25 protein-coding genes are annotated in these 23700 nt (G+C 53.8%); 13 read left to right on the top strand and 12 right to left on the bottom strand.

Features of this window, described 5'->3' with window-relative positions; genetic code table 11:
* Positions 1 to 114 precede the first annotated feature (114 nt).
* The 6 genes from ABGA49_RS00190 to pspA all read right to left on the bottom strand — a co-directional run bounded on the left by ABGA49_RS00190 (position 115) and on the right by pspA (position 4218).
* Positions 115 to 1176, bottom strand: coding sequence for a TIGR01620 family protein (locus ABGA49_RS00190; RefSeq protein WP_347664928.1), 1062 nt, complete (start codon positions 1174 to 1176; stop codon positions 115 to 117).
* Positions 1173 to 2570 (bottom strand): YcjX family protein, encoded by a 1398-nt coding sequence (locus tag ABGA49_RS00185; protein WP_347665127.1) that lies wholly within the window; start codon positions 2568 to 2570, stop codon positions 1173 to 1175. The genes ABGA49_RS00190 and ABGA49_RS00185 overlap by 4 nt, the downstream gene beginning before the upstream one ends.
* A 104-nt stretch (positions 2571 to 2674) precedes the next feature.
* A complete protein-coding gene (gene pspD, locus ABGA49_RS00180) occupies positions 2675 to 2902 on the bottom strand; it encodes a phage shock protein PspD (protein WP_061496153.1) in 228 nt (75 codons plus the stop codon).
* Positions 2903 to 2912: 10 nt separating this feature from the next.
* Positions 2913 to 3272, bottom strand: coding sequence for an envelope stress response membrane protein PspC (pspC, locus tag ABGA49_RS00175; protein WP_134318118.1), 360 nt, complete (start codon positions 3270 to 3272; stop codon positions 2913 to 2915).
* Entirely contained in the window at positions 3272 to 3496 is a 225-nt protein-coding gene (pspB, locus tag ABGA49_RS00170) for an envelope stress response membrane protein PspB (protein WP_061496157.1), read from the bottom strand. Before pspB ends, pspC begins: the two co-directional genes overlap by 1 nt.
* Before the next feature lie 53 nt (positions 3497 to 3549).
* Positions 3550 to 4218 (bottom strand): phage shock protein PspA, encoded by a 669-nt coding sequence (pspA, locus tag ABGA49_RS00165; protein WP_061496159.1) that lies wholly within the window; start codon positions 4216 to 4218, stop codon positions 3550 to 3552.
* Between the two features lie 166 nt (positions 4219 to 4384).
* Between pspA and pspF the strand changes: the two genes are divergently transcribed.
* The 10 genes from pspF (at position 4385) to pdeR (ending at position 17360) form a co-directional block, all read left to right on the top strand.
* The gene (pspF, locus tag ABGA49_RS00160; RefSeq protein WP_061496161.1) at positions 4385 to 5365 is read left to right on the top strand and encodes a phage shock protein operon transcriptional activator; all 981 of its coding nucleotides are present in this window, start codon (positions 4385 to 4387) and stop codon (positions 5363 to 5365) included.
* Between the two features lie 98 nt (positions 5366 to 5463).
* The gene (sapA, locus tag ABGA49_RS00155; RefSeq protein WP_061500057.1) at positions 5464 to 7104 is read left to right on the top strand and encodes an ABC transporter substrate-binding protein SapA; all 1641 of its coding nucleotides are present in this window, start codon (positions 5464 to 5466) and stop codon (positions 7102 to 7104) included.
* Positions 7101 to 8066 (top strand): putrescine export ABC transporter permease SapB, encoded by a 966-nt coding sequence (gene sapB, locus ABGA49_RS00150; RefSeq protein WP_061496163.1) that lies wholly within the window; start codon positions 7101 to 7103, stop codon positions 8064 to 8066. Before sapA ends, sapB begins: the two co-directional genes overlap by 4 nt.
* Positions 8053 to 8943: a putrescine export ABC transporter permease SapC gene (gene sapC, locus ABGA49_RS00145; protein WP_061496164.1), complete on the top strand. Its 891-nt coding sequence runs from the start codon at positions 8053 to 8055 to the stop codon at positions 8941 to 8943. Before sapB ends, sapC begins: the two co-directional genes overlap by 14 nt.
* A complete protein-coding gene (gene sapD, locus ABGA49_RS00140) occupies positions 8943 to 9935 on the top strand; it encodes a putrescine export ABC transporter ATP-binding protein SapD (protein ID WP_061496166.1) in 993 nt (330 codons plus the stop codon). Before sapC ends, sapD begins: the two co-directional genes overlap by 1 nt.
* A 1-nt stretch (position 9936) precedes the next feature.
* On the top strand, positions 9937 to 10743 hold the full coding sequence (gene sapF / locus ABGA49_RS00135; protein WP_061496168.1) for a putrescine export ABC transporter ATP-binding protein SapF: 807 nt from the start codon (positions 9937 to 9939) through the stop codon (positions 10741 to 10743).
* Between the two features lie 122 nt (positions 10744 to 10865).
* Positions 10866 to 11654, top strand: coding sequence for an enoyl-ACP reductase FabI (gene fabI, locus ABGA49_RS00130; RefSeq protein ID WP_061496169.1), 789 nt, complete (start codon positions 10866 to 10868; stop codon positions 11652 to 11654).
* A 180-nt stretch (positions 11655 to 11834) separates the two neighbouring features.
* Positions 11835 to 12992, top strand: coding sequence for a CMD domain-containing protein (locus ABGA49_RS00125; RefSeq protein WP_347664927.1), 1158 nt, complete (start codon positions 11835 to 11837; stop codon positions 12990 to 12992).
* Between the two features lie 135 nt (positions 12993 to 13127).
* Complete coding sequence (locus ABGA49_RS00120; protein ID WP_061496173.1) at positions 13128 to 15062, top strand: exoribonuclease II; 1935 nt, start codon at positions 13128 to 13130, stop codon at positions 15060 to 15062.
* A 306-nt stretch (positions 15063 to 15368) separates the two neighbouring features.
* On the top strand, positions 15369 to 17360 hold the full coding sequence (gene pdeR / locus ABGA49_RS00115) for a cyclic di-GMP phosphodiesterase (RefSeq protein WP_347664926.1): 1992 nt from the start codon (positions 15369 to 15371) through the stop codon (positions 17358 to 17360).
* On the opposite strand, the gene ABGA49_RS00110 is transcribed toward pdeR, so the two are convergent.
* A complete protein-coding gene (locus ABGA49_RS00110; protein ID WP_088237627.1) occupies positions 17357 to 18226 on the bottom strand; it encodes a crotonase/enoyl-CoA hydratase family protein in 870 nt (289 codons plus the stop codon). The genes pdeR and ABGA49_RS00110 overlap by 4 nt on opposite strands.
* A gap of 196 nt (positions 18227 to 18422) precedes the next feature.
* On the opposite strand from ABGA49_RS00110, the gene ABGA49_RS00105 reads away from it, so the two are divergent.
* From ABGA49_RS00105 to osmB, 3 genes are all read left to right on the top strand, one after another.
* Positions 18423 to 18605 (top strand): hypothetical protein, encoded by a 183-nt coding sequence (locus ABGA49_RS00105; RefSeq protein WP_061496180.1) that lies wholly within the window; start codon positions 18423 to 18425, stop codon positions 18603 to 18605.
* Between the two features lie 91 nt (positions 18606 to 18696).
* Positions 18697 to 19455 carry a DNA-binding transcriptional regulator YciT gene (locus ABGA49_RS00100; protein ID WP_347664925.1) on the top strand — a complete coding sequence of 253 codons (759 nt, stop codon included), beginning with the start codon at positions 18697 to 18699 and terminating at the stop codon, positions 19453 to 19455.
* Between the two features lie 257 nt (positions 19456 to 19712).
* Positions 19713 to 19931, top strand: a complete 219-nt coding sequence (gene osmB, locus ABGA49_RS00095; RefSeq protein WP_025263597.1) for an osmotically-inducible lipoprotein OsmB — start codon at positions 19713 to 19715, stop codon at positions 19929 to 19931.
* Between the two features lie 110 nt (positions 19932 to 20041).
* Here osmB and yciH read toward each other — a convergent pair whose 3' ends face one another.
* The 5 genes from yciH to pgpB form a co-directional block, all read right to left on the bottom strand.
* Complete coding sequence (yciH, locus tag ABGA49_RS00090; RefSeq protein WP_061496184.1) at positions 20042 to 20368, bottom strand: stress response translation initiation inhibitor YciH; 327 nt, start codon at positions 20366 to 20368, stop codon at positions 20042 to 20044.
* Positions 20368 to 21105: an orotidine-5'-phosphate decarboxylase gene (gene pyrF, locus ABGA49_RS00085; protein WP_061496186.1), complete on the bottom strand. Its 738-nt coding sequence runs from the start codon at positions 21103 to 21105 to the stop codon at positions 20368 to 20370. Before pyrF ends, yciH begins: the two co-directional genes overlap by 1 nt.
* Before the next feature lie 189 nt (positions 21106 to 21294).
* Positions 21295 to 22464 (bottom strand): lipopolysaccharide assembly protein LapB, encoded by a 1170-nt coding sequence (gene lapB / locus ABGA49_RS00080; RefSeq protein ID WP_088237629.1) that lies wholly within the window; start codon positions 22462 to 22464, stop codon positions 21295 to 21297.
* A 6-nt stretch (positions 22465 to 22470) separates the two neighbouring features.
* Positions 22471 to 22779, bottom strand: a complete 309-nt coding sequence (locus ABGA49_RS00075; RefSeq protein ID WP_061496190.1) for a LapA family protein — start codon at positions 22777 to 22779, stop codon at positions 22471 to 22473.
* Positions 22780 to 22920: 141 nt separating this feature from the next.
* On the bottom strand, positions 22921 to 23685 hold the full coding sequence (gene pgpB, locus ABGA49_RS00070) for a phosphatidylglycerophosphatase B (protein WP_061496192.1): 765 nt from the start codon (positions 23683 to 23685) through the stop codon (positions 22921 to 22923).
* Positions 23686 to 23700: the final 15 nt, after the last annotated feature.

Genomic DNA, 23700 nt, shown 5'->3' with positions numbered 1-23700 from the left:
GAAAGGATGATAAGCCACTTCCCGGCTGCCAGGAAGATGTCTGTCAACAAATATTGACAGCGTGACGGAAAAACCGCCACTGCGCTGTAAAGCTACGCGCGCAGTGCCGGTTTATTACTCTGTGGGGGACGACGATTTGCTCTTCTGCAGGCTCTCTTTTAGCTGACCAATAAGCTGGCGGCGAAAATCTCCCAGACGGGGTTTATCCTCTTCCAGCCAGGGTAACGGGCGGCACAATTCCATGGCTTTGATGCCCAGACGTGCCGTCAGCAACCCGGCACCAATGCCCTGCGCCGCGCGGGCGGAAAGGCGAGCGGCAAGATCCTGCGACATCCAGTCCATACCCACTTCACGTACCAGTTCACTCGCGCCGGCGAAAGCGATGTTCAGCAACACCAGGCGAAACAGTCGCAGGCGGCTGTAGTAGCCCAGCTCAATGCCATACAGCGTAGCAATGCGGTTAATCAAGCGGAGATTGCGCCAGGCGATAAAGGCCATATCCACCATCGCCAGCGGACTGACCGCGATCATCAACGCAGACTCCGCAGCCGAACGGCTGATCTCACGTCGAGCCTGAGCATCCAGTACCGGCTGTACCAGATGGGCATACAGCGTCACCACTTCGCGATCATTTTGCGTTTCATGGATAGCGGCATACCAGCGTTGTAATGCCGGGTGCGCCTGATCCATACCGGCCTGACGGGCAAGTTTTTCGCAAAACGCGCGGCCACGCCCTGCACTATGGCTGTGTAAGAGATCGCGGGCTTCGTCACGCTCCTGCGCCCGCTGCCGCAGACGCCACAAACGCCGCCATTCGCTGGCGACCGAACCGATGCCAGCCCCGATAATCAGCGCACCGGCGGCGCAACCACCTAATGCCACCCAATCCTGCGTCTGCCAGGCGTTCATCGTCCATTGCACACCCTGACCGATCACGCTGGCACCAAACAGTGCCAACCCGGCGCTGACCATCTTGCGCCACAGACTGCGTTTCGGACGTAGCGCAGTCTCGACCACCGCTTCCGCCGCCCCCTCTTCTGCTAACGCTTCTACGGCAACTGGCGCGAATTTTTCTGCCTGCGCATCACTGAACGTGTGCGCCGTTTTGAAAGAGGGCGTGACCTCTGCCTCCAACGGCCCGGCGAAATCGATTCTTGGTTTGATCGGCTCGCTCATCGCAATTTATCTCCCATTAAAAATTCCAGCGCAGCGTCCAGGCGTATATGTGGCAACGGCTTGTCGACATCCATCACCTGCGGCCGGAAGGCCTCGAAATTAAAGCCCTGCTTATCCCAGAACGCCTGGCCCGGCAAGCGGGCTGGCACATCGCCCGGATAAACGGTCAGCGGCGTGCCATCACTCAATCGGTGACCGCGCAATGCCGGGATCTTTTCACCATTGACCTCAATGAGCCCGCTTTGCGTCGCCTGAACCGAAGCCAGCCCAAGACAATCCATACTGATCCCTTCGAACGCGGCATTCTGCCACGCATCCTGAATAAGTTGTTGCAGCAGCGACACCATATTGGCGTGCTGATCAACCGTGATATGGTCAGCTTTTGTGGCGGCGAACAACAATTTGTCAATCACCGGAGAGAACAGGCGACGGAACAGCGTGCGCTGCCCGTAGTGAAAACTTTGCATCAACTGCGTCAGCGCCAGGCGCATATCATTAAAGGCCTGTGGCCCGTTGTTCAGCGGTTGCAGGCAATCCACCAGCACAATCTGGCGATCAAACTTCAAAAAGTGGTGTTTATAAAACCCTTTCACCACCTGTTCACAATAGTAGTTATACCGCTCACGCAGCATGCCTGCGTTGGTGTGTTTATCCGCCTGCGCCAGTTTGCTTTCGCCCACGTTGTCGACATCCGGCCACGGGAAGAATTGCAGCGCAGGCGCGCCCGCCATATCGCCAGGCAGCACAAAACGACCAGGCTGAATAAAATGCAGCCCTTCACGTTTACACTGATGCAGATACGCAGTCCAGGCGGCGGCGATATCCGCCAGTCGGTTTTCATCGGCGGGTGCCAGTGGATCAAGATCAGCGCAGCTTGCCCGCCATTTTGCCGCCCATTCCTGCCGCTGCCCTTGCAGCAGGCCCGTCATCTGCCGCGACCAGCTCAGGTAATCCTGCGCCAGCATAGGGAGATCCAGCAGCCACTCGCCAGGGTAGTCGACAATTTCCAGATAGAGCGTGGAGGTTTCTTTAAAATGGCGCAGCAGCGAATCATTTGAACGAAAACGCAGTGCCAGACGGATCTCACTGACACCCCGAGTGGGCGTCGGCCAGACGGGCGGTGTGCCATAAAGTTGAGCCAATCCTTCATCATACGTAAAACGCGGGATGCCAAAGTCACGTTGCGGCACGCGCTTTACCCCGAGAATCCGCTCTTCACGCACCGCACTCAGTAACGGCAAGCGCGCGCCTGCGTGAATAGAGAGGAGCTGGTTAACCAGTGCGGTGATAAACGCTGTTTTACCGCTACGGCTCAGGCCAGTCACCGCAAGGCGTAAATGCCTGTCCATACCACGGTTCACCAGCGCGTTCAGTTCATTCTTGAATCGATCCATCGCCATTGTGTGTCGCCCTGAAGTGAAAACAAGAGGTAGAGTGTATGAGATGTGGGCAGGTTACTGATTATCAACCAACCGAAAGAGCAAATGACCCCGCAGGATCATTTGTCGTTCATAAAGCGGCGGGAAAATTGACTGGCTGCACGTTTCAGTAACGGCTCCAGCGCAAAGGCCAGCAGCAGCTTCACTGGCCGCCGGGCAACGGATTTAACCGCCCAGCCAGCTACGCCTGCCGGGCCATAACGCAGCGCCGTGAGCAACGCCAGTTTCCCGGCGACCTTCAGCGCTGGCGTCACTTTACGGCTTGTTTGTTGCCAACGATGATTCATGGTTACCTCTTTAAAGCTGGCGGAACCGGCTACGCAGGGAAAAGGTGTCGGAGGTGACGTAACGCTCCATTTGCCGCAAACGCGCCTCCCCCGCTGCCAGCTGCGCATCTACCGCATCAAGTAACTCACTGCTGCTGGGGACAGTGTCCCCTTCAGCATAATTGTCTGGTAGCGGATCAAGCACAAAAAACAGCACGATATAGGCGGCTACAACGATAAAAAACAGGCCGAAACACATCGCCAGAATGGTCAGAATACGTACGATTTTGACGCGGATATCCAGATACTGCGCGATCCCCGCGCACACGCCACCTACTTTGCCGCGTTGCGGAATGCGCCACAATTTTTTATTAAGGTCGAGGGTAGCCATCAGCGATCTCTCCAGTTCGGGTGTTCCGCATCAAGAATATCTTCCAGCGCCTGAATACGTTCACGCATCCGTGTTGCATCTTCCGATAACTGCATTAACCGCTGCTGTTCGCTCTGATTTAATTCGCCGCGCGAGGTGCGGTTGTTGTAATGCAGCCATAACCAGACAGGCAAAATAAACAGGATGAATAGCGTCAGGGGTATAGCCAGAAAAAGCGTGCTCATGTGTACTCCTTACAGGGATGACGCGCGGCATCTTCTGATGCCGCCGCTGTTTATTATTGATTATCCTGCTTCATTTTGGCTTTCAGTTGCGCCAGTTGTTCACTGATTTCGTCATCCGCGCGGAGTTCAGCAAACTCCTGGTCCAGCGATTTCTGTTTGCCAAAGCCGTGGCTCTCCGCTTCGGCTTCCATTTGGTCAATACGGCGCTCAAAGGATTCAAAACGTGCCATCGCTTCATCGAGTTTGCCGCTGTCGAGCTGGCGACGCACATCACGGGAGGAGCTGGCCGCCTGGTGACGCAATGCCAGTGCCTGTTGACGGGCGCGCGTTTCACTGAGTTTATTTTCCAGTTCGCCAATCTCTTTTTTCATGCGCGTCAGGCTTTCATCAACCAATGTGATTTCCTGCTCCAGCGTGTCGATAAGCGCGGTGACTTTCTGTTTCTCGATCAGCGCAGCGCGCGCCAGATCGTCTTTTTCTTTGCGCAACGCCAGTTCGGCTTTTTCTTGCCATTCGGCCTGTTGCGCCGTGGCCTGCTCAATCCGGCGTGTCAGCTGTTTTTTCTCTGCGAGTGCGCGGGCCGAGGTAGAGCGGACTTCCACCAGCGTGTCTTCCATCTCCTGAATCATCAGGCGCACCAGCTTTTGCGGATCTTCTGCTTTTTCCAGCAGCGAATTAATGTTGGCGTTCACGATGTCGGCAAAACGAGAAAAAATACCCATAGTCAGTTCCTCTTCATTTCTGTAATCGGGCTCAGCCCTGCTACGGGACTATTACAATCTTCGTGCCAATTTTTATCTTATTGATTTTTAAGAAGTTGAATGATTTTACCACGCCATTCTTTTCGTCTAGAGTGGTTAATAACACCAACAAGTGGCGAATTTCATCATGTCTGAACACAAGGATAACCTGCTCGGCGAAGCCAACAGCTTTATTGAAGTACTGGAGCAGGTTTCACGTCTGGCGCCGATTGATAAACCCGTGCTGATCATCGGCGAGCGTGGTACCGGTAAAGAGTTGATTGCTAACCGTCTGCACTTTCTCTCCTCCCGCTGGCAGGGACCATTTATCTCTCTTAACTGCGCAGCATTAAATGAAAACCTTCTGGATTCGGAACTGTTCGGCCACGAAGCAGGCGCCTTTACCGGCGCACAAAAACGCCATCCGGGCCGTTTTGAGCGCGCCGATGGCGGGACGTTATTTCTTGATGAGCTGGCCACCGCGCCTATGCTGGTACAGGAAAAGCTGCTACGGGTCATTGAATATGGCGAACTGGAACGCGTAGGCGGTAGCCAGCCGTTACAGGTTAATGTCCGGCTGGTCTGCGCCACGAATGCCGACTTGCCACAAATGGTGCGTGACGGGACCTTTAGGGCGGATCTTCTCGACCGGCTGGCATTCGACGTTGTGCTGTTGCCGCCGCTGCGCCGTCGCCAGAGCGATATCATGCTGATGGCGGATCACTTTGCGATCCAGATGTGCCGTGAGCTGTCGCTGCCGCTGTTTCCGGGGTTCACCGAACGTGCCCGCGACGTACTGCTTCATTACCCGTGGCCGGGCAATATCAGGGAACTGAAAAACGTGGTTGAACGGTCGGTCTACCGGCACGGCAGCAGTGAAACGCCACTGGATACCATTATCATCGATCCCTTTAACCGCGATGCAACTGCCACGCCACAGGCAGAACAAGATACATCCGCCGCTCCCGTATTGCCGCTGGATTTGCGCAAATTTCAGCACGATCAGGAAAAACAGTTACTGGAAGCCAGTTTGCAGCAGGCAAAATTTAACCAAAAACGCGCCGCAGAATTATTAGGTTTGACCTATCACCAACTGAGAGCGCTATTGAAAAAGCATCAAATAAGCTGAAATCGCCGACAATAACAGCAGTCGTCAGCAGACATTTGTACGAAGCTATGGCAAGTGCGATACACTTTGCTCATGAATTTAAAATCGTTGAAGAAATCATGCGTCTGGTTTTCTCTTCCCTGTTATTGACGGCGAGCCTGGTGACAGGCATTACGCACGCTGCGGCACCGCCCGCCCGTGACGCGGATATCCGCGATAGCGGCTTTGTCTACTGTGTTAATGGCCAGGTCAGCACTTTTAACCCGCAAAAGGCAAGCAGCGGTCTGATTGTTGATACGCTGGCAGCGCAGCTTTATGACCGACTGCTGGATGTGGATCCTTACACCTACCGTCTGGTGCCGGATCTGGCTGAGAGCTGGGAAGTGCTGGATAACGGCGCAACGTACCGTTTCCGCCTGCGCGACGGCGTGGCTTTCCAGACCACAGCCTGGTTCACTCCGCACCGCACGTTGAATGCGGACGACGTGGTGTTCACCTTCCAGCGCATTTTCGATCGCAATCATCCGTGGCATAACATTAACGGCGGCAGCTTTCCCTATTTTGACAGTCTGCAATTTGCTGACTCCATCGACAGCGTACGCAAACTGGATAACCGTACCGTTGAGTTCCGGCTGAAAAAACCGGATGCCTCGTTTTTATGGCATCTGGCCACGCATTATGCTTCTGTGATGTCAGCCGAATACGCCGCGCAACTGGCGAAAGACGACCATCAGGAATTGATTGACCGGCAGCCAGTGGGCACAGGGCCTTATCAACTGGATGAATATCGTGCCGGGCAGTACATTCGGTTACAACGTCACGAAAAATTCTGGCGCGGCAAGCCCTTGATGCCGCAGGTTGTTGTCGATCAGGGTTCCGGTGGCACCGGTCGCCTGTCCAAATTATTGACCGGTGAGTGTGATGTGCTGGCATGGCCCGCCGCCAGCCAGTTGACCATTCTGCGCGATGACCCGCGTCTGCGCCTGACGCTGCGCCCAGGCATGAACATCGCTTACCTTGCCTTTAATACCGATAAACCACCGCTAAATAACCCGGACGTGCGCCATGCATTGGCCTTATCCATTAATAACCAGCGGCTGATGCAATCGATCTATTACGGTACTGCCGAAACGGCAGCGTCGATCCTTCCACGTGCCTCATGGGCTTACGATAACGAAGCAAAGATTACTGAGTATGACCCGGAAAAAGCGCGTGAGCGCCTGAAAGCATTGGGGCTGGAACATATGACGTTGCAGCTGTGGGTCCCTACCACTTCGCAAGCCTGGAACCCCAGCCCACTGAAAACCGCCGAGCTTATTCAGGCGGATATGGCTCAGGTCGGTGTCAAAGTGGTGATCGTCCCGGTTGAAGGCCGTTTCCAGGAAGCGCGTTTGATGGACATGAACCATGACTTAACGCTGTCGGGTTGGGCGACGGACAGTAACGATCCGGACAGTTTTTTCCGCCCAATGCTCAGTTGTGCGGCCATCACCTCGCAAACGAACTTTGCCCACTGGTGTAACCGCGAATTTGACGACGTACTGCAAAAAGCGCTGGTATCGCAGCAGTTGGCTGCGCGTATTGACGCGTATGACGAAGCGCAACAAATCCTCGCGCGCGAGTTGCCAGTGCTGCCGCTGGCGTCGTCCCTGCGCTTGCAGGCCTACCGTTATGATATTAAAGGGCTGGTGCTGAGTCCGTTTGGCAGCGCCTCGTTCGCCGGTGTCTCGCGGGAAAAACAAGAGGTCTCACCGCCATGATTATTTTTACCCTGCGCCGTTTGTTGCTGCTGCTGGTGACGTTATTTTTGCTGACCTTTGTCGGGTTCAGTCTCAGCTATTTCACGCCGCATGCGCCACTCCAGGGGGCGACATTATGGAACGCCTGGGTGTTCTGGTTTAACGGGCTCCTGCACTGGGATTTCGGTGTTTCCAGCATTGATGGTCAATTGATTGCCGGGCAGTTAAAAGAGGTGTTCCCGGCGACCATGGAACTGTGCATTCTCGCGTTTGGCTCTGCGCTGTTGGTGGGGATCCCGGTTGGTATGCTGGCGGGCGTGATGCGCAGCAAATGGCAGGACAGGCTCATCAGCGCCATCGCCCTGCTCGGTTTTTCGATTCCTGTCTTCTGGCTGGCGTTACTGTTGACGCTCTTTTTCTCGCTTAATCTCGGCTGGTTGCCGGTTTCCGGGCGTTTCGACCTGCTGTATGAAGTGAAAACCATTACAGGTTTCGCCATTATCGATGCCTGGCTGTCCGACTCACCGTGGCGCGAAGAGATGATCATCAGCGCCCTGCGTCATATGGTGTTGCCGGTGCTGACGCTGGCAGTCGCACCAACCACTGAAGTGATCCGCCTGATGCGAATCAGTACCATCGAGGTGTTTGACAAGAACTACATTAAAGCCGCGGCGACACGTGGGCAATCAATGTTAACGATCCTGCGCCGACACGTACTGCATAACGCCCTGCCGCCGGTGATCCCCAAACTGGGGTTGCAATTTTCCACCATGTTGACGCTGGCGATGATCACCGAAATGGTCTTTAGCTGGCCTGGCCTCGGTCGCTGGCTGATCAATGCCATTCGCCAGCAGGACTATGCGGCTATTTCCGCCGGTGTGATGGTGATTGGCTCACTGGTCATTATCGTTAACGTGATTTCCGATATTCTGGGCGCGCTGGCGAACCCGTTGAAACATAAGGAATGGTATGCCTTACGATAGCGTCTACAGCGAAAAGCGCCCACCTGGCGCGTTACGCACCGTGTGGCGTAAATTCTACAGCGACACGACGGCGATGATCGGTCTGTACGGTTGCGGCGCGCTGCTGGTGCTGTGCGTGTTCGGCAACTGGTTTGCACCCTATGGCCTTGACCAGCAATTCCTCGGCTATCAGTTACTACCGCCCTCCTGGTCGCGCTACGGTGACGTATCGTTCTTCCTCGGTACAGACGATCTCGGCCGCGATGTGTTAAGCCGTCTGCTGAGCGGCGCAGCGCCCACGGTGGGTGGCGCATTTCTGGTGACGCTGGCCGCCACGCTGTGTGGACTGGTGCTCGGTGTATTTGCCGGCGCGACACACGGTCTGCGCTCGGCGGTGTTGAACCATATTCTTGATACGCTGTTATCGCTGCCGACGCTGCTGCTGGCCATTATTGTGGTGGCCTTTTCCGGCCCGCACCTCTCCCACGCCATGTTCGCGGTCTGGCTGGCATTGCTGCCACGCATGGTGCGTTCGGTCTACAGTATGGTGCATGACGAGCTGGAGAAAGAGTATGTGGTGGCCGCGCGACTCGATGGCGCTTCGACGATGAATATTTTGTGGTTTGCGGTGTTGCCGAATATCACCTCCGGCATGATCACGGAAATCACCCGCGCCCTGTCAATGGCGATCCTCGATATCGCTGCCCTCGGTTTTCTCGATCTGGGCGCTCAGCTCCCCTCCCCGGAATGGGGTGCAATGCTGGGTGATGCGCTTGAACTGATTTATGTGGCTCCCTGGACAGTCATGCTGCCCGGTGCGGCAATTATGATCAGCGTATTGTTGGTGAATATTCTTGGCGACGGTATTCGCCGCGCGATTAATGCGGGGGTGGAATAATGCCGCTACTTGATATTCGCAATCTGACCATCGAAGTGAAGACCGGTGAAAACTGGGTTAAAGCGGTTGATCGCGTCAGCCTGACCCTCGCCGAAGGTGAAATTCGTGGGCTGGTGGGAGAGTCCGGGTCCGGAAAAAGCTTAATTGCTAAAGCAATTTGTGGTGTCACCAAAGAGAACTGGCGGGTCACCGCCGACCGCATGCGTTTTGATGATATCGACTTACTCCGCCTGTCTGCACGGGAGCGGCGTAAGCTGCTTGGTCATAACGTGTCGATGATTTTCCAGGAGCCGCAATCCTGTCTCGACCCGTCTGAACGTGTCGGCAAACAGTTGATGCAAAATATTCCGGGTTGGACGTGGAAAGGCAGCTTATTGCAACGGTTTGGCTGGCGTAAACGCCGCGCCATCGAGCTGCTGCACCGCGTCGGTATTAAAGATCATAAAGATGCGATGCGCAGTTTTCCTTATGAACTGACGGAAGGTGAATGCCAGAAAGTGATGATTGCCATTGCGCTGGCTAACCAACCGCGTTTGCTGATCGCCGATGAGCCGACCAATGCCATGGAGCCGACGACCCAGGCACAGATTTTCCGCCTGCTTACCCGTCTGAACCAGAATAACAACACCACGATTATGCTGATCAGCCATGATTTGCAGATGCTCAGCAAATGGGCGGATCGCATTAACGTGATGTATTGTGGGCAAACGGTGGAAACCGCCCCCAGCGAAGAGCTGATCGTGACACCGCATCATCCTTATACTCAGGCGCTCATTCGCGCTATCCCCGATTTCGGCAGCGCCATGCCACATAAAAGCCGACTGAACACCATGCCTGGCGCAATTCCGTTACTCGAACAGTTACCGATTGGTTGTCGCCTCGGGCCGCGTTGCCCTTATGCCCAGCGTAAATGTATTGAGAAGCCCCGGCTTACGGGGGCAAGAAATCATCTTTATGCCTGCCATTTCCCGCTGAATATGGAGAGTGAGTGAGATGGTCGAAACCTTGCTTGAAGTCCGCAACCTGAGCAAAACGTTCCGTTATCGTACCGGCTGGTTCCGTCGCCAGACCGTAGAAGCCGTGAAACCGTTGAGTTTTACGCTGCGGGAACGGCAAACGCTGGCGATTATTGGCGAGAACGGTTCCGGAAAATCGACGTTGGCCAAAATGCTGGCGGGGATGGTAGAGCCCAGTTCCGGCGAACTGGTGATTGACGACAAACCGTTGCATTACGGGGATTATACGTTTCGTAGCCAGCATATTCGTATGATTTTTCAGGATCCGACAACGTCGCTAAATCCGCGTCAGCGTCTTTCGCAAATCCTGGATTTTCCGCTGCGTCTGAACACCGATCTCGACCCTGATGCGCGGCGCAAGCGCATTCTCGAAACGCTGCGCATGGTCGGACTGTTGCCGGATCATGTGAACTACTATCCGCATATGCTGGCACCGGGACAGAAGCAGCGTCTGGGGCTGGCGCGAGCGCTGATCCTGCGCCCCAAAGTCATTATTGCGGACGAAGCGCTGGCATCACTCGATATGTCGATGCGTTCGCAGTTAATCAATCTGATGCTGGAATTACAGGAAAAACAGGGTATCTCTTATATTTACGTCACCCAGCACATTGGCATGATGAAACATATCAGCGATCAGGTTCTTGTCATGCACCAGGGAGAAGTGGTTGAGCGCGGCAGTACTGCCGATGTGCTTGCATCTCCGTTGCATGATTTAACAAAACGCTTAATTGCCGGGCATTTTGGTGAGGCATTAACAGCCGATGCATGGCGAAAAGACCGTTGATTCAATAGTTTCAGTGGTCGGATTAACTCATCCGGCGACTCATGATAGAATCGCCGCGTTTTAACGACGATCGTCCGAACACGATGACGATCGCCACAACAATGAATATAAGGATTAGAGCTATGGGTTTTCTTTCCGGTAAGCGCATTCTGGTAACTGGCGTCGCCAGCAAACTGTCCATCGCATACGGCATCGCACAGGCTATGCACCGCGAAGGCGCTGAGCTGGCTTTCACCTACCAGAACGACAAGCTGAAAGGCCGCGTTGAAGAGTTTGCCGCCCAGCTGGGTTCCAGCATTGTGCTGGAGTGCGACGTTGCTAAAGACGAAAGCATCGATGCCCTGTTCACTGACCTGGCGAAAGTCTGGCCGAAGTTCGACGGTTTCGTCCACTCCATCGGTTTTGCGCCGGGCGATCAACTGGATGGCGACTATGTGAATGCTGTTACCCGTGAAGGTTTTAAAATTGCTCACGACATCAGCTCCTACAGCTTCGTTGCGATGGCAAAAGCGTGCCGCGAGATGCTGAATCCGGGTTCTGCACTGCTGACCCTCTCCTATCTGGGGGCTGAGCGCGCCATCCCGAACTACAACGTGATGGGTCTGGCGAAAGCGTCTCTGGAAGCCAACGTACGCTATATGGCGAATGCGATGGGTCCGGAAGGCGTGCGCGTTAACGGTATCTCCGCTGGCCCAATCCGTACGCTGGCTGCTTCCGGTATCAAAGATTTCCGTAAAATGCTGGCGCATTGCGAAGCCGTTACCCCGATTCGTCGCACCGTGACCATCGAAGATGTGGGCAACTCGGCTGCGTTCCTGTGTTCTGACCTCTCTGCCGGGATCTCCGGTGAAGTGGTTCACGTAGATGGCGGGTTCAACATTGCTGCCATGAACGAACTGGAAATCAAATAATGCTCCTCGCCCCTTCCTGCGAAGGGGCGTTTTCCCTCGATATGCCATTCTGATATTTATTATCACCTAACAATCTTTCATCCCTCTCTCCGCTTACGCCAGGATTAAGCAGCAAAAAAGATCCGGCGCAACAGACCTGCCGTCGTATCCGGATCGCCACTTTCAGACCAAGGAACGACCATGGAACAACGCCGGATTTCAGGCAAAAACCACTGGTATCATGAAACCCAGTCGACTGCCCGCCGGGCCCACGCGCTACCGTTGGTTCCCGAAGCAGCCACCGTAAACGACCCTTTCCTGCTCGATCTGACCCTGCCGGATGATCTGTTAACCGACATCGACAGTATCGTTATCCCCGCACGCAAACTCTATGCCTTGCTGTTTCCCCAGCGGGTGGCCGTTAATCGCTTGCGGACATTCAGCGCCTATGATCGTCTCAGCACCGCACTCACCGCAGCCCAGGTATTTGGCGTGCAGCGGTTATGCAATCACTACGCTGCGCGTCTTGCACCGTTACCCGGTCCGGACTCATCAAGGGAAAGTAACTACCGGCTGGCACAAATAACCCAGTACGCCCGCCAACTTGCAGCGTCGCCATCGGTGATTGACGCCCGCGCGCGCCAGCAGCTCGAAGAGGTAGGACTGTCGTTGTACGATTTGGTGATCATTAACCAGATTATTGGGTTTATTGCCTTCCAGGCCCGTATCGTGGCGATGCTACAGGCGCTCTTGGGTCATCCAGTGCGTTTTATTCCGGGAATGGATATGCAGCAGGAAGCCGATGCAGACCGTTTTTCCAGGGCAGAAACGATGTGGCAAGCCGGTATCGACGCGGTGGAATTACGTATTGCCAGTGCTCCGCAAATGGAATCCCTTGCCCGCTGGCAGCCCTTACCGGAACTGCGGTTACTGGCACCTGTATTGGCTCACGAACACCTGATCCTTAACGAGCTGGGCGCGATAGCAGACCAGGTGGCGCAGCAGAGACCCGACGTGCAACTCGCGGCATTGACGGCGCTTTATACTGCCCGGATTAATGGCAGCGAGCACTGTTTTGCCGAGCAGCTACGTCGCAGGAAAGACGGAGCACAACGGGAATTAGTGCTGCGTGAAGGTGGACGAGAATTGCAGCGCGTATTCGCCAGCAATGCACAAGAAAGCGCGTTGATACAAGCCGTTCAGTTGCTGACCTGCGCGCCAGACAGGTTTAGTCCGTTATCATTTTCGTTGTTAACTGAGCAGGATCTTAGCCGCCGCGCGGTTGTCAGCTTGCTGGCGGAGTGCGCCCTCTGTGCCTGGTTAAATCGCCTGAAAATCGCGCTCGGTCAGACGGTGTAAAACGCGTGGCGCGTGCGGAGCAGTGGCGTAAGCTTGCCCTTATACCCGCAGAGTTTTGCTGAAACAGCGCTTGCTGCGACAGGCAGAATCGCGTAAAACTGTCAGCCGCTCTTTTGGCCACGAAACTACATAACTATGCTCCAGGACAATCCGCTGCTTGCGCAGCTAAAACAGCAACTTCATTCACAGACACCGCGTGCGGAAGGCGTCGTCAAAGGCACAGAAAAAGGCTTTGGCTTTCTGGAAGTCGATGCGCAAAAAAGTTATTTCATTCCGCCGCCGCAAATGAAGAAAGTGATGCATGGCGATCGGATCATTGCCGTCATCCACAGTGAAAAAGAGCGCGAAAGTGCAGAGCCAGAAGAACTGGTTGAACCGTTCCTTACCCGTTTTGTCGGCAAAGTGCAGAAGAAAGACGACCGGCTTTCTATCGTGCCTGACCATCCGTTGCTGAAAGACGCGATTCCTTGCCGCGCGGCCCGTGGCGTTGAGCACGATTTTAAAGAAGGCGACTGGGCTGTCGCCGAGATGCGTCGCCATCCGTTGAAGGGCGATCGCGGTTTTTACGCTGAGCTGACGCAGTTTATTACCTTCGCAGAAGATCATTTTGTACCGTGGTGGGTGACACTCGCACGCCACAATCTGGAAAAAGAAGCGCCAAACGGCGTGGCTACCGAAATGCTGGATGACGGTCTGGAGCGCGTGGATCTTACCGCGCTGGATTTCGTCACTATCGACAGCGCCAGCACCGAAGATATGGATGATGCGCTGTACGTTGAAGAAACGCGCGACGGGAAACTGCAACTGACGGTTGCCATCGCCGACCCGACAGCCTGGATTGCTGAAGGCAGCAAACTGGATGATGCGGCTAAAATTCGTGCCTTCACCAACTACCTGCCGGGCTTTAATATCCCGATGCTGCCGCGCGAACTGTCCGACGATCTCTGCTCCCTGCGCGCGAATGAAGTTCGCCCGGCACTGGTGTGCCGTATGACACTGGATAGCGAAGGCGCCATCGACAGCAATATTGAGTTTTTTGCCGCAACCATCGAATCAAAGGCCAAACTGGCCTACGATGATGTCTCCGACTGGCTGGAAAACAGCGGAGAATGGCAGCCGCCAAGCGACGCCATTGCTGCGCAAATCCGCTTGTTGCACCGCGTAAGCCAGCTCCGTGCTGAGTGGCGCCATGCGCACGCGCTGGTGTTTAAAGATCGCCCGGACTACCGTTTTGTCCTTGGCGAAAAAGGTGAAGTGCTGGATATCGTGGCAGAACCGCGCCGCGTAGCTAACCGTATTGTTGAAGAGTCAATGATCGCCGCCAACATCTGTGCCGCACAGGTATTACGCGACAAGCTGGGCTTCGGTATTTACAACGTGCATATGGGCTTTGACCCGGCTAACAGTGAACAACTGGCCGCCATGCTGAAAACGCACGGCATGCACGTTGATGCGGAAGAGGTGTTGACGCTGGACGGTTTCTGTAAACTGCGTCGCGAACTGGATGCACAGCCGTCGGGCTTCCTTGATAGTCGTATTCGTCGCTTCCAGTCTTTTGCTGAGATCAGCATCGAACCAGGCCCGCACTTCGGTCTGGGACTGGAAGCCTACGCGACCTGGACCTCACCGATTCGTAAGTATGGCGACATGGTCAACCATCGTCTGCTGAAAGCCATTATTAAAGGTGAAACGCCAAAACGTCCGCAGGATGACACAACCGTGCAGATGGCTGAACGCCGCCGTCTTAACCGCATGGCGGAGCGTGATGTCGGTGACTGGCTGTATGCTCGCTTCCTGCAGGACAAAGCCGGTACTGATACCCGGTTCTCTGCGGAAATTATCGATGTCAGCCGCGGCGGCATGCGTGTTCGTCTGGTGGATAATGGCGCAGTCGCGTTTATTCCTGCACCGTTTATTCATGCCGTACGTGATGAACTGGTATGCAGTCAGGAAAGCGGCACCGTGCAAATTAAAGGCGAAACCGTATTCAAAGTGACTGATGTTATTGATGTCACCATTGCGGAAGTCCGGATGGAAACCCGCAGCGTGATCGCCCGCCCTGCCATGTAACAGCATCGTTATAGAGCGCCTTCCTGAGCCGGAAGGCGCTTTTTTGATTGCGATACGCCACGAATTTTTTTCTCCCCCCTCACACAAATCTGAAAAAAACGACCACAATAACAACACAGGCCACTGTGCGTTTACTGCGTAATTAAGCGATTAATGCTCCTCAGTCAGGTTGACTGACAGGCTCGTTTAGCGGTGCATCATAAAAAGAAACAACGCGTTCATGCCTGGTTATCCCCCTTCTTTAACAGGTGGTTCTCCATCGCTACATAAGTACCGGTTGCGCTTTCACGTGGATTGGGAGAGAGCATGAAAGACGAACAGGAAGAAAATTTGCTGTTTCGTTATCTGGGATCTAACAGCCCGTTCTGGCGATTGACTGCCGATAGCAATGCCCTGCACTTTTCTCCGGACGAAGGGTCCGATACCAGCTTCGTGGTGACACTAAGTGACGCTCAGGCCGGGCAGATCCGCGAAATGACAGTGATCACATCCAGCCTGACCCTGAATATTGTCTTGTATGGCGAAGCCGTGTCGGTACATCTTGTTGGACGCAAAATTAGCCGTAAGGCGTGGGCAGGCAGTGCCTCCGCGTGGCATGACACCCAATCCGTCGCCCGTGACCTGGTACAGGGGCTCTCTTTTGCTGAGCAAGTGGTCTCTGAAGCCAATTCGGTGATTGTGATCCTTGATCGTCGCGGCAACATTCAGCGTTTTAATCGCCTCAGTGAAGAATACACCGGCATGAAAGAGCAAGAGGTGATTGGGCAAAACGTCTTTAAATTATTCATGAGTCGCAGTGAAGCGGCCGCCTCGAAACGTAATATTGCAGGTTTTTTTCATAATGGTGCCCCCTACGAAGTCGAGCGCTGGATCAAAACCCGCAAAGGTCAGCGCCTCTTCCTGTTCCGCAATAAATTCGTCCATAGCGGTAGCGGTAAGAACGAAATATTTCTTATCTGCTCCGGCACCGATATTACGGAAGAGCGCCATGCCCAGGAGCGCTTACGCCTCCTGGCCAATACTGATACCGTCACTGGTTTACCCAATCGCAACGCCATTCAAGAACGCATCAGCGATGCCATTGCCCATCGTGGCGATACGCAGATTGGCATCGTCTACCTGGATTTGGACAACTTTAAAAAAGTGAACGATGCCTATGGCCATATGTTCGGCGATCAGCTGTTGCAGGCCGTGGCGTTGGCAATTTTAAGCTGCCTTGATGAAGGGCAAGTGCTGGCACGGCTTGGCGGCGATGAATTTATCGTACTGGCGACCGACACCTCCCAGAGTGCTCTGGAAGCCATGGCTTCGCGGATCCTGACACGTCTACGCCAGCCCTTCCGCATTGGCTTAATTGAAATTTATAGCGGCTGTTCGCTGGGGATTTCACTTGCCCCGCAGCACGGTAACGATCGCGAAAGCGTGATTCGTAATGCCGACACGGCCATGTATACCGCCAAGGAGAACGGGCGCGGTAAATTCTGCGTCTTCTCGCCAGAAATGAACCAGCGTGTATTTGAATATCTCTGGCTCGATACCAATCTGCGCAAAGCACTCGAAAAAAATCAATTGGTTATACACTATCAGCCGAAAATAACCTGGCGCGGTGAAATACGCAGTCTGGAAGCACTGGTGCGTTGGCAATCTCCCGAACGCGGGCTGATCCCGCCGCTCGACTTTATCGCGTATGCCGAAGAGTCTGGTTTGATTGTGCCATTAGGACGCTGGGTAATGCTTGACGTTGTGCGTCAGGTGGCGGAATGGCGAGACAAAGGCATTCATTTGCGCGTGGCGGTGAATGTTTCCGCGCGCCAGTTGGCCGATCAGTCGATTTTTAGCGACCTTAAGCAGGCGCTGAAGGATGTTCACTTTGATTATTGCCCTATAGATGTAGAGCTGACGGAGAGCTGCCTGATTGAGAATGAGGAACTTGCTCTATCGGTAATTAACCAGTTCAGTGAACTGGGAGCGCAGATTCACCTCGACGATTTTGGTACAGGTTATTCGTCTCTGTCGCAACTGGCGCGTTTTCCGCTTGATGCCATCAAACTCGATCAATCTTTTGTGCGTGATATTCATAAACAGTCTGTATCCCAGTCGCTGGTGCGGGCGATTGTCGCTGTGGCGCAAGCACTTAATTTGCAGGTGATTGCTGAAGGTGTGGAGAGTGCAAAAGAAGACGCCTTTCTGACCAAGAACGGCGTCAACGAGCGGCAGGGGTTTTTATTTGCCAGGCCTATGCCCGCTGCCGCATTCGAGCGCTGGCTTAAGCGCTATCTGGCACGAAAAGCGCCCTAACTGGCTTTACTGAAACTGGTTGAGACATGTCGGTTCTGCAACTGTACCAGTCGTTCCATATACGCAATGTCTTTAGGCTGTACGCAAAAAGCGGCATCCACCCAGTCTTCCGTGATGTCCATTAATTCACTGCGCGGCAGTTGCAAAACTCGCTGGCGGGCCCGGAGCATCGCCCGAACGCCATTAAGGCGCGGCACTAGTGTATCGATGAAAGTCCGCGTAGCGATAAAGCCCTGCCCGGCGTCAAAGGCGAGATCCACCAGTCCCTGGGACGCATACCATTCCGCTGTATGCGACTCGCCTTTGTAGATCAGTTCCTCCGCCAGTTTCATTCCCGAACGCCGGGCCACCAACGAGTAACCGCCCATGCCCGGAAACAGGTTAAACGCGATTTCCGGAAAGCCAAGGCGTGCATCACGTTGTGCCAGAACAAAATGATGCGCTAACGCCGCTTCAAAACCGCCACCAAGGGCGCTGCCTTCTACCATGGCCAACGTCACAGCGCCGGTGTCAAAACCGCGTGACGCGGCGTGTACACAGTCTACGCAGGCCCGGGCATAGGCTCTTAGCGCTTCACGGCGACCGTTTTTGATGCACTCAATAAAGAATTGTAAATCGCCACCGGTATTGTACATACCGGGGACCAGCGAGCCGGTTACCCAAAAATCGACGCTGAACCCCGCCTGCCTGACCAGCCACGAGATATTCATGATCTCTTCAATTAAAGCGTGGTTAAAACAGGGTCGTGGTCGGGCGCGCAACATCATCCAGACTGTGCGGCGTTCCTCCTCGTAAAAGCCAGAAAGTTGCGTAAAGCGTTCATCATCGGTAAACAGTTTGCACGTAGCGTGGTTGATAATCGTCATTGCTTTACCCTCCGGTAGGAAAATAGCGCATTGCGCGCACAGCAAGCCTAATCCACCCCCGAAGGTGACTGCGTATCACATACTGAATATATAATGAGTGCTTATAAGTTTTTGAGATTTCGCTTTTTACCCTTCTCTTTTTACACTGTTTTCTGCATCATTGAATTTATTCATTTTTCGATTTTGAGGTGAAGGTATGGCAGACATCGATGTGAAGCAACTTGCCAGCCGGATCGATACCGTGCTGGATATTCTGGTTGCCGGGGATTATCAATCCGCCATTCGCAACCTGGAAATTCTGAAAGCGGAATTATTAGATCCCGACAACAATGACAAAACGTCTTCTTCCGGTGCACCTAAGACGCCCTGGGAAATTTGAATTTCTTCCTTTCGCCATCACGCGGTAGCCGGGAAGCGACACCCGTCATGGCGATTTCATCATCCCGACGAACAATCAGAAATTTGTGGCTATGAATTCCCGACAACAACTCATATTACAGACCGTCATCGATAAAGGCCGGATAAGCGTTGCGGATCTTGCGCGCATGACCGGTGTCTCTGAAGTCACTATTCGCCAGGATCTGAACACACTGGAAAAACAGAGCTATCTGCGCCGTATGCATGGTTTTGCTGTACCGCTCGACAGTGACGACGTTGAAACGCGCATGATGAATAATTACACCGTAAAACGCGATCTGGCGGACTTCGCTGCCTCACTGGTTAATCCGGGCGAAACGGTGTTTATTGAGAATGGCAGCAGCAATGCCCTACTGGCGCGTAAACTTGGCGAGCAGCGAGATATCACGATTATCACGGTCAGCAGTTATATTGCGCATTTGCTGAAAGATTCACTTTCTGAGGTGATTCTGCTCGGTGGCATCTACCAGAAAAAAAGTGAAAGTATGGTGGGCCCGCTGACGCGTCAGTACATTCAACAAGTGCATTTCAGCAAGGCGTTTATCGGTATTGATGGCTGGCAACCGGAAACCGGGTTTACCGGGCGAGATATGATGCGTACTGATGTCGTTAACGCTGTGCTGGAAAAAGGCAGCGATGCTATTGTCCTCACCGACAGTTCGAAGTTCGGCGCAGTACACCCTTACACCCTCGGTCCGATTGCGCGCTTCCAGCGGGTGATCACCGACAGTAATCTGGCCTCAGAAACCCATCTCCAACTTCAGCAAGCGGGTCTGATTGTCGATATCGTCGGACCTGGCGCGAACCGCTAAGTTCCCCAGCCCGTGAAAGCGGGCTAACACCCTCTTATCTGAGAGTATTCCGACCGGGTGATTAAGACTATTTACCTGTCCTGTAACGAGCCGCGGCGTAAAATTAATATTAGCGATATAACAGGAAGTGACTATCACTCACGTGATTGTATTACGCCTGCGCAGCAAGGTTTCACGGAATGGCTTTCAGGCGGCCCTCAATGGCTATACTAAAAGAGAACATCTTTCCGTGAATCGATTATTCAGGAGAAAGTATGATGATGTTAACAAGCAAAAAAATGGCCGCTGCAGTACTGGCAGTTACCCTGGCAATGTCCCTGAGCGCCTGTGGTCACTGGTCTAAACGCGATCGTAATACCGCCATCGGTGCGGGTGCGGGTGCGCTTGGCGGTGCGGTGCTGACTGATGGTAGTACGCTCGGTACGCTGGGCGGCGCGGCTGTCGGTGGGATCATCGGCCACCAGGTTGGTAAGTAATTGGTGAGCGAGACGGCGACTACAGCAAAATAACGATACTTTCTTTTCAGGTCTGAGTTTTACACAGTGTAAAACATAAAGCCGTGGCGTATTGCCACGGCTTTTCTGTTTTATCCACCAGCAAGTTTGACTTTCATTCCTTTGGCCTCCAGTAATGACTTCAGCAAATCACGTTTGTCACCCTGGATCTCGATCACGCCATCTTTCACTGCCCCGCCACACCCGCATTTTTTCTTTAACTCTGCCGCCAATTTAACCAGCGATTCATCATCTTCATCAATGCCGGTAATCAGGCAGACACCTTTACCTTTGCGTCCGCTGGTTTGGCGTTGAATACGCACAATGCCATCCCCTTTTGGACGAGCAGGTTGCGTCTTAGGCTCATCAATACGCCCGGTTTCTGTCGAGTACACCAGACGGCTATTGTCATCGTGCATTATGCCCCCTTACCTAAAGCGATATTGATAGCTTTCAGCGTTTGCGCCGGATCGGTGGATTGTGTAACCGGGCGACCAATGACCATATAGTCCACACCTGCGGCCAGCGCCTGTTCAGGCGTCATAATACGGCGCTGATCGCCAGCTTCGCTGCCCTGAGGACGAATTCCTGGCGTGACCAGTTTAAAATCATGGCCCAACACGCTCTTAAAGCGCACCGCTTCCTGCGCGGAACATACCACCCCATCCAGACCACATTGCTGGGTGAGTTTTGCCAGCCGTTCAGCATGTTCTGCTGGAGTCGCCTGAATGCCAAGATCCTGTAAGTCACTGGCTTCCATACTGGTTAATACCGTCACCGCAATCAGTAGCGGGGCCTCTTTGCCAAATGATAATAAGGCTTCTTTTGCTGCGGTCATCATGCGCGCGCCGCCAGACGCATGAACATTCACCATCCATACACCCAGATCGGCGGCCGCTTTCACTGCATGCGCTGTGGTGTTAGGAATATCGTGGAATTTCAGGTCGAGGAAGATATCGAAACCACGCTGCTGCAACTCGCGAACCAGTTGCGGCCCAAACAGCGTGAACATCTCTTTGCCTACTTTCAGTCGGCAGTCGCGAGGGTCGATACGGTCGACAAACGCCAGGGCTTTGTCACGGTTATCATAATCGAGAGCCACCACAACCGGCGAAGCGGTAACAGCACGGGAAGTCGGGAAAGCAGTAGACGTCATGATCAGACCTTCTCAAATGAGGGCACCCGCTCAGGCGCAAAATGAATAAACGGCGAGCATTCTACCTGTGCAGGGTGGCAAATAACAGCGGCCATTTTCGTCCTGACAGACAATGTAATGGCACTGCTGCCTCATTCTTAGAACCTAATAAACAAGTATGTTGTAACTAAAGTCCAGGCTTTTAAAAAATTACTGCCCGTCAAGGCCACGAATCGGTTTCACCGTCGACCAGGCTCGGCAGGATGGACAATGCCAGTACATGGTAAAAGCGGTAAAACCGCATTTATGGCAACGATAACGCGGTTTACTGCGAATCTGCTCACCAACCATCTCACGCAGCACGGCCAGGCTCTCTTTCGCGCGCCCTTCTTCTGCCTCATTCAGGTGGTAATCCATTAGCTTATGGAAGACGCGCATCGTTGGATGACGCTGAAGCTGATGCGTGACATACAGCTGCGCCGCATCCGGACCTTCTCGTCGTTCCTTAATCTCTGCCAGCATCAGTTCGGCAGTTGCCCCGGTGTTCTCTTCCACACACCGCTGCAAAAACGCCGCCCACTCATCATTTTTACCCAACTGCTGGTAGCAAGTTTGCAACATGTCCAGCGTTTCACTGACCAGTTCTTTATCCTGATCAATGACGCGCAACAGGTTGTCGGCCGCTTTAGCGTAATCCCCGCTGGCCATAAATACCCGCCCCATCATGATGGAAACACGCGGGCTATCGCGATCGGCGGCGGCGCCTTTTTTCAGCAACGCCATTGCTCTGTCCATATCGTCATTGCCCATTTGCTGCAGCGCTAATTCGCAGTAAAAATGGGCAATTTCTGTGCGTTGTTTATCTTTCCCCAGTTTTACCAGACGCTCAGCAACATCGATGGCCTTCTGCCATTCGCTTGTCGCCTGATAAATCTGCAATAGCTGCTGCAACGCGCTAATGCGAAAATCGGTTTCATCCACCAGTTGGTTAAACATATCTTCGGCACGATCGTACATCCCGGCCGCCATATAATCGCGTCCAAGCTGTTGCACCGCCAGCAAACGCTGGTCATAGGATAATGATGCGCTTTCCATCAGCGTCTGATGGATACGGATAGCGCGATCGACTTCGCCACGCGAACGGAATAAATTCCCCAAGGTGAGATGCGCTTCAACGGTACCGGTGTCCTCTTTCAGCATATCAAGGAACAGGTCGACCGCTTTATCCTGTTGGTTGCTCAGTAAAAGGTTAACCCCGGCGACGTATTCACGTGACAGCCGGTTCGCCTCATCCTGCTTTGTCTGTTGAGCATTTCTGCGCCCCATATACCAGCCATAGGCAGCGGCGACAGGTAACAGCAGAAACAACAACTCCAGCATAGAATATTATTCCTTCACTGCCGGTGCGCCGGTAGCAACCGGGACATCTGTCGCAGGGGTAAGCTGGTGCTCAAGACGTTTGATTTTACGCTCAGCGCGCGCCAGAGAAACGCGAACGCGCAACCAGAACAGGCCGCAAATCAGCCAGCCGATCGCGAACCCAGCCGCAAACAGTACAGCCAGCAGCGTAGAGATGCGGTATTCGCCCTGGGCGAGCAAATAGTTGAACGTCACTTGCTGATCGTTTTGCGCACCCAGCGTAATCGAGACGACAAAAATGGCTAACACCAGTAAGAAAATGAGTAAATATTTCACATTACATCCCGTTATGTGCTTCCGAGCGATGAATATATGGGCAACTGCGACTAACCAGCCCTATAAACTACCATTTTAGCGCCCGGCGCGAAATGGTAATGCATGACGTTAAATTCTGATTTGGGGGGTAACCTACGAAAATCAAGGTTCCTGGTCCCGCTCGACGATTTCCTGCACCTCATCAACCGGCGGTGTTAACGGCCCACAGAGGCGCTGCGCCAGCCAGGTTGCCACCGTCACCAGTAGCCAGGAGATCAGTGTCGCCACCACTAAATCACGCGGCCAGTGCATCCCCAGGAGTAAACGGCTCCCCATTACGCCTGTTGCCCACACCAGTAAAATCGCGATGGTCCAGGTGCGTCTGCGCGGCCATAACAGCCCAACACCCAACAAGGCCCAACTCGCCGCAAACATGGTATGCCCGGAGGGAAAGGCAAAACCGGTCTCTTTTTGCCAATGTTTGCGTAAAAATGTCGGAATATCATGCTGGCTGGAGAGCTGGCTTTTCACCCAGTCACCTCTGGCCTTGCGCTTTAACGCATAGAACTCCTCCGCCTGAATATGATCTGTTTTTTCCAGCCACATGACAAAAGGCCGCGGTTCCTGGACACGCTCCTTGACGAAAGATTTCACTCCCTGCCCCAACAAGATTGCGCAGCCGAGAATGGCAAACAGCATTAGCGCAGGCTTCAGGCGAAAACGAAGGCACCAGAGAAACCACGCACAGAGCGCCGCATGAGTGATTATCCCCCAAGGCTGAGTGACCGTTTCAGTAAGCCAGAACAGAAAATGCAACCACACGGTTGATTGACCCGGTTCCCAGTTCCAGCCGGAGATCCACACTGCCAGCGGCATAATCAGTAACATCGCCGCCCCCGCCGTTGTTCGTTTTGCAATTGACAGCATGTCTTCTCCTTTCAT

It is taken from the genome of Kosakonia sp. WA-90, assembly GCF_039871955.1.
Taxonomy (GTDB): domain Bacteria; phylum Pseudomonadota; class Gammaproteobacteria; order Enterobacterales; family Enterobacteriaceae; genus Kosakonia; species Kosakonia oryzendophytica.
This window is presented reverse-complemented; position numbering and strand designations above follow the sequence as displayed.

Coding starts and splice junctions, on each gene's coding strand:
- pspD (WP_061496153.1), bottom strand. CDS start 2,902: ATGAATCATCGTTGGCAACAAACAAGCCGTAAAGTGACGCCAGCGCTG.
- ABGA49_RS00125 (WP_347664927.1), top strand. CDS start 11,835: ATGGAACAACGCCGGATTTCAGGCAAAAACCACTGGTATCATGAAACC.
- sapD (WP_061496166.1), top strand. CDS start 8,943: ATGCCGCTACTTGATATTCGCAATCTGACCATCGAAGTGAAGACCGGT.
- ABGA49_RS00120 (WP_061496173.1), top strand. CDS start 13,128: ATGCTCCAGGACAATCCGCTGCTTGCGCAGCTAAAACAGCAACTTCAT.
- sapB (WP_061496163.1), top strand. CDS start 7,101: ATGATTATTTTTACCCTGCGCCGTTTGTTGCTGCTGCTGGTGACGTTA.
- pspA (WP_061496159.1), bottom strand. CDS start 4,218: ATGGGTATTTTTTCTCGTTTTGCCGACATCGTGAACGCCAACATTAAT.
- ABGA49_RS00100 (WP_347664925.1), top strand. CDS start 18,697: ATGAATTCCCGACAACAACTCATATTACAGACCGTCATCGATAAAGGC.
- ABGA49_RS00190 (WP_347664928.1), bottom strand. CDS start 1,176: ATGAGCGAGCCGATCAAACCAAGAATCGATTTCGCCGGGCCGTTGGAG.
- sapA (WP_061500057.1), top strand. CDS start 5,464: ATGCGTCTGGTTTTCTCTTCCCTGTTATTGACGGCGAGCCTGGTGACA.
- sapF (WP_061496168.1), top strand. CDS start 9,937: ATGGTCGAAACCTTGCTTGAAGTCCGCAACCTGAGCAAAACGTTCCGT.
- lapB (WP_088237629.1), bottom strand. CDS start 22,464: ATGCTGGAGTTGTTGTTTCTGCTGTTACCTGTCGCCGCTGCCTATGGC.
- pspC (WP_134318118.1), bottom strand. CDS start 3,272: ATGGCTACCCTCGACCTTAATAAAAAATTGTGGCGCATTCCGCAACGC.
- ABGA49_RS00105 (WP_061496180.1), top strand. CDS start 18,423: ATGGCAGACATCGATGTGAAGCAACTTGCCAGCCGGATCGATACCGTG.
- yciH (WP_061496184.1), bottom strand. CDS start 20,368: ATGCACGATGACAATAGCCGTCTGGTGTACTCGACAGAAACCGGGCGT.
- ABGA49_RS00185 (WP_347665127.1), bottom strand. CDS start 2,570: ATGGATCGATTCAAGAATGAACTGAACGCGCTGGTGAACCGTGGTATG.
- pspB (WP_061496157.1), bottom strand. CDS start 3,496: ATGAGCACGCTTTTTCTGGCTATACCCCTGACGCTATTCATCCTGTTT.
- pspF (WP_061496161.1), top strand. CDS start 4,385: ATGTCTGAACACAAGGATAACCTGCTCGGCGAAGCCAACAGCTTTATT.
- pgpB (WP_061496192.1), bottom strand. CDS start 23,685: ATGCTGTCAATTGCAAAACGAACAACGGCGGGGGCGGCGATGTTACTG.
- sapC (WP_061496164.1), top strand. CDS start 8,053: ATGCCTTACGATAGCGTCTACAGCGAAAAGCGCCCACCTGGCGCGTTA.
- pdeR (WP_347664926.1), top strand. CDS start 15,369: ATGAAAGACGAACAGGAAGAAAATTTGCTGTTTCGTTATCTGGGATCT.
- osmB (WP_025263597.1), top strand. CDS start 19,713: ATGATGTTAACAAGCAAAAAAATGGCCGCTGCAGTACTGGCAGTTACC.
- ABGA49_RS00110 (WP_088237627.1), bottom strand. CDS start 18,226: ATGACGATTATCAACCACGCTACGTGCAAACTGTTTACCGATGATGAA.
- pyrF (WP_061496186.1), bottom strand. CDS start 21,105: ATGACGTCTACTGCTTTCCCGACTTCCCGTGCTGTTACCGCTTCGCCG.
- fabI (WP_061496169.1), top strand. CDS start 10,866: ATGGGTTTTCTTTCCGGTAAGCGCATTCTGGTAACTGGCGTCGCCAGC.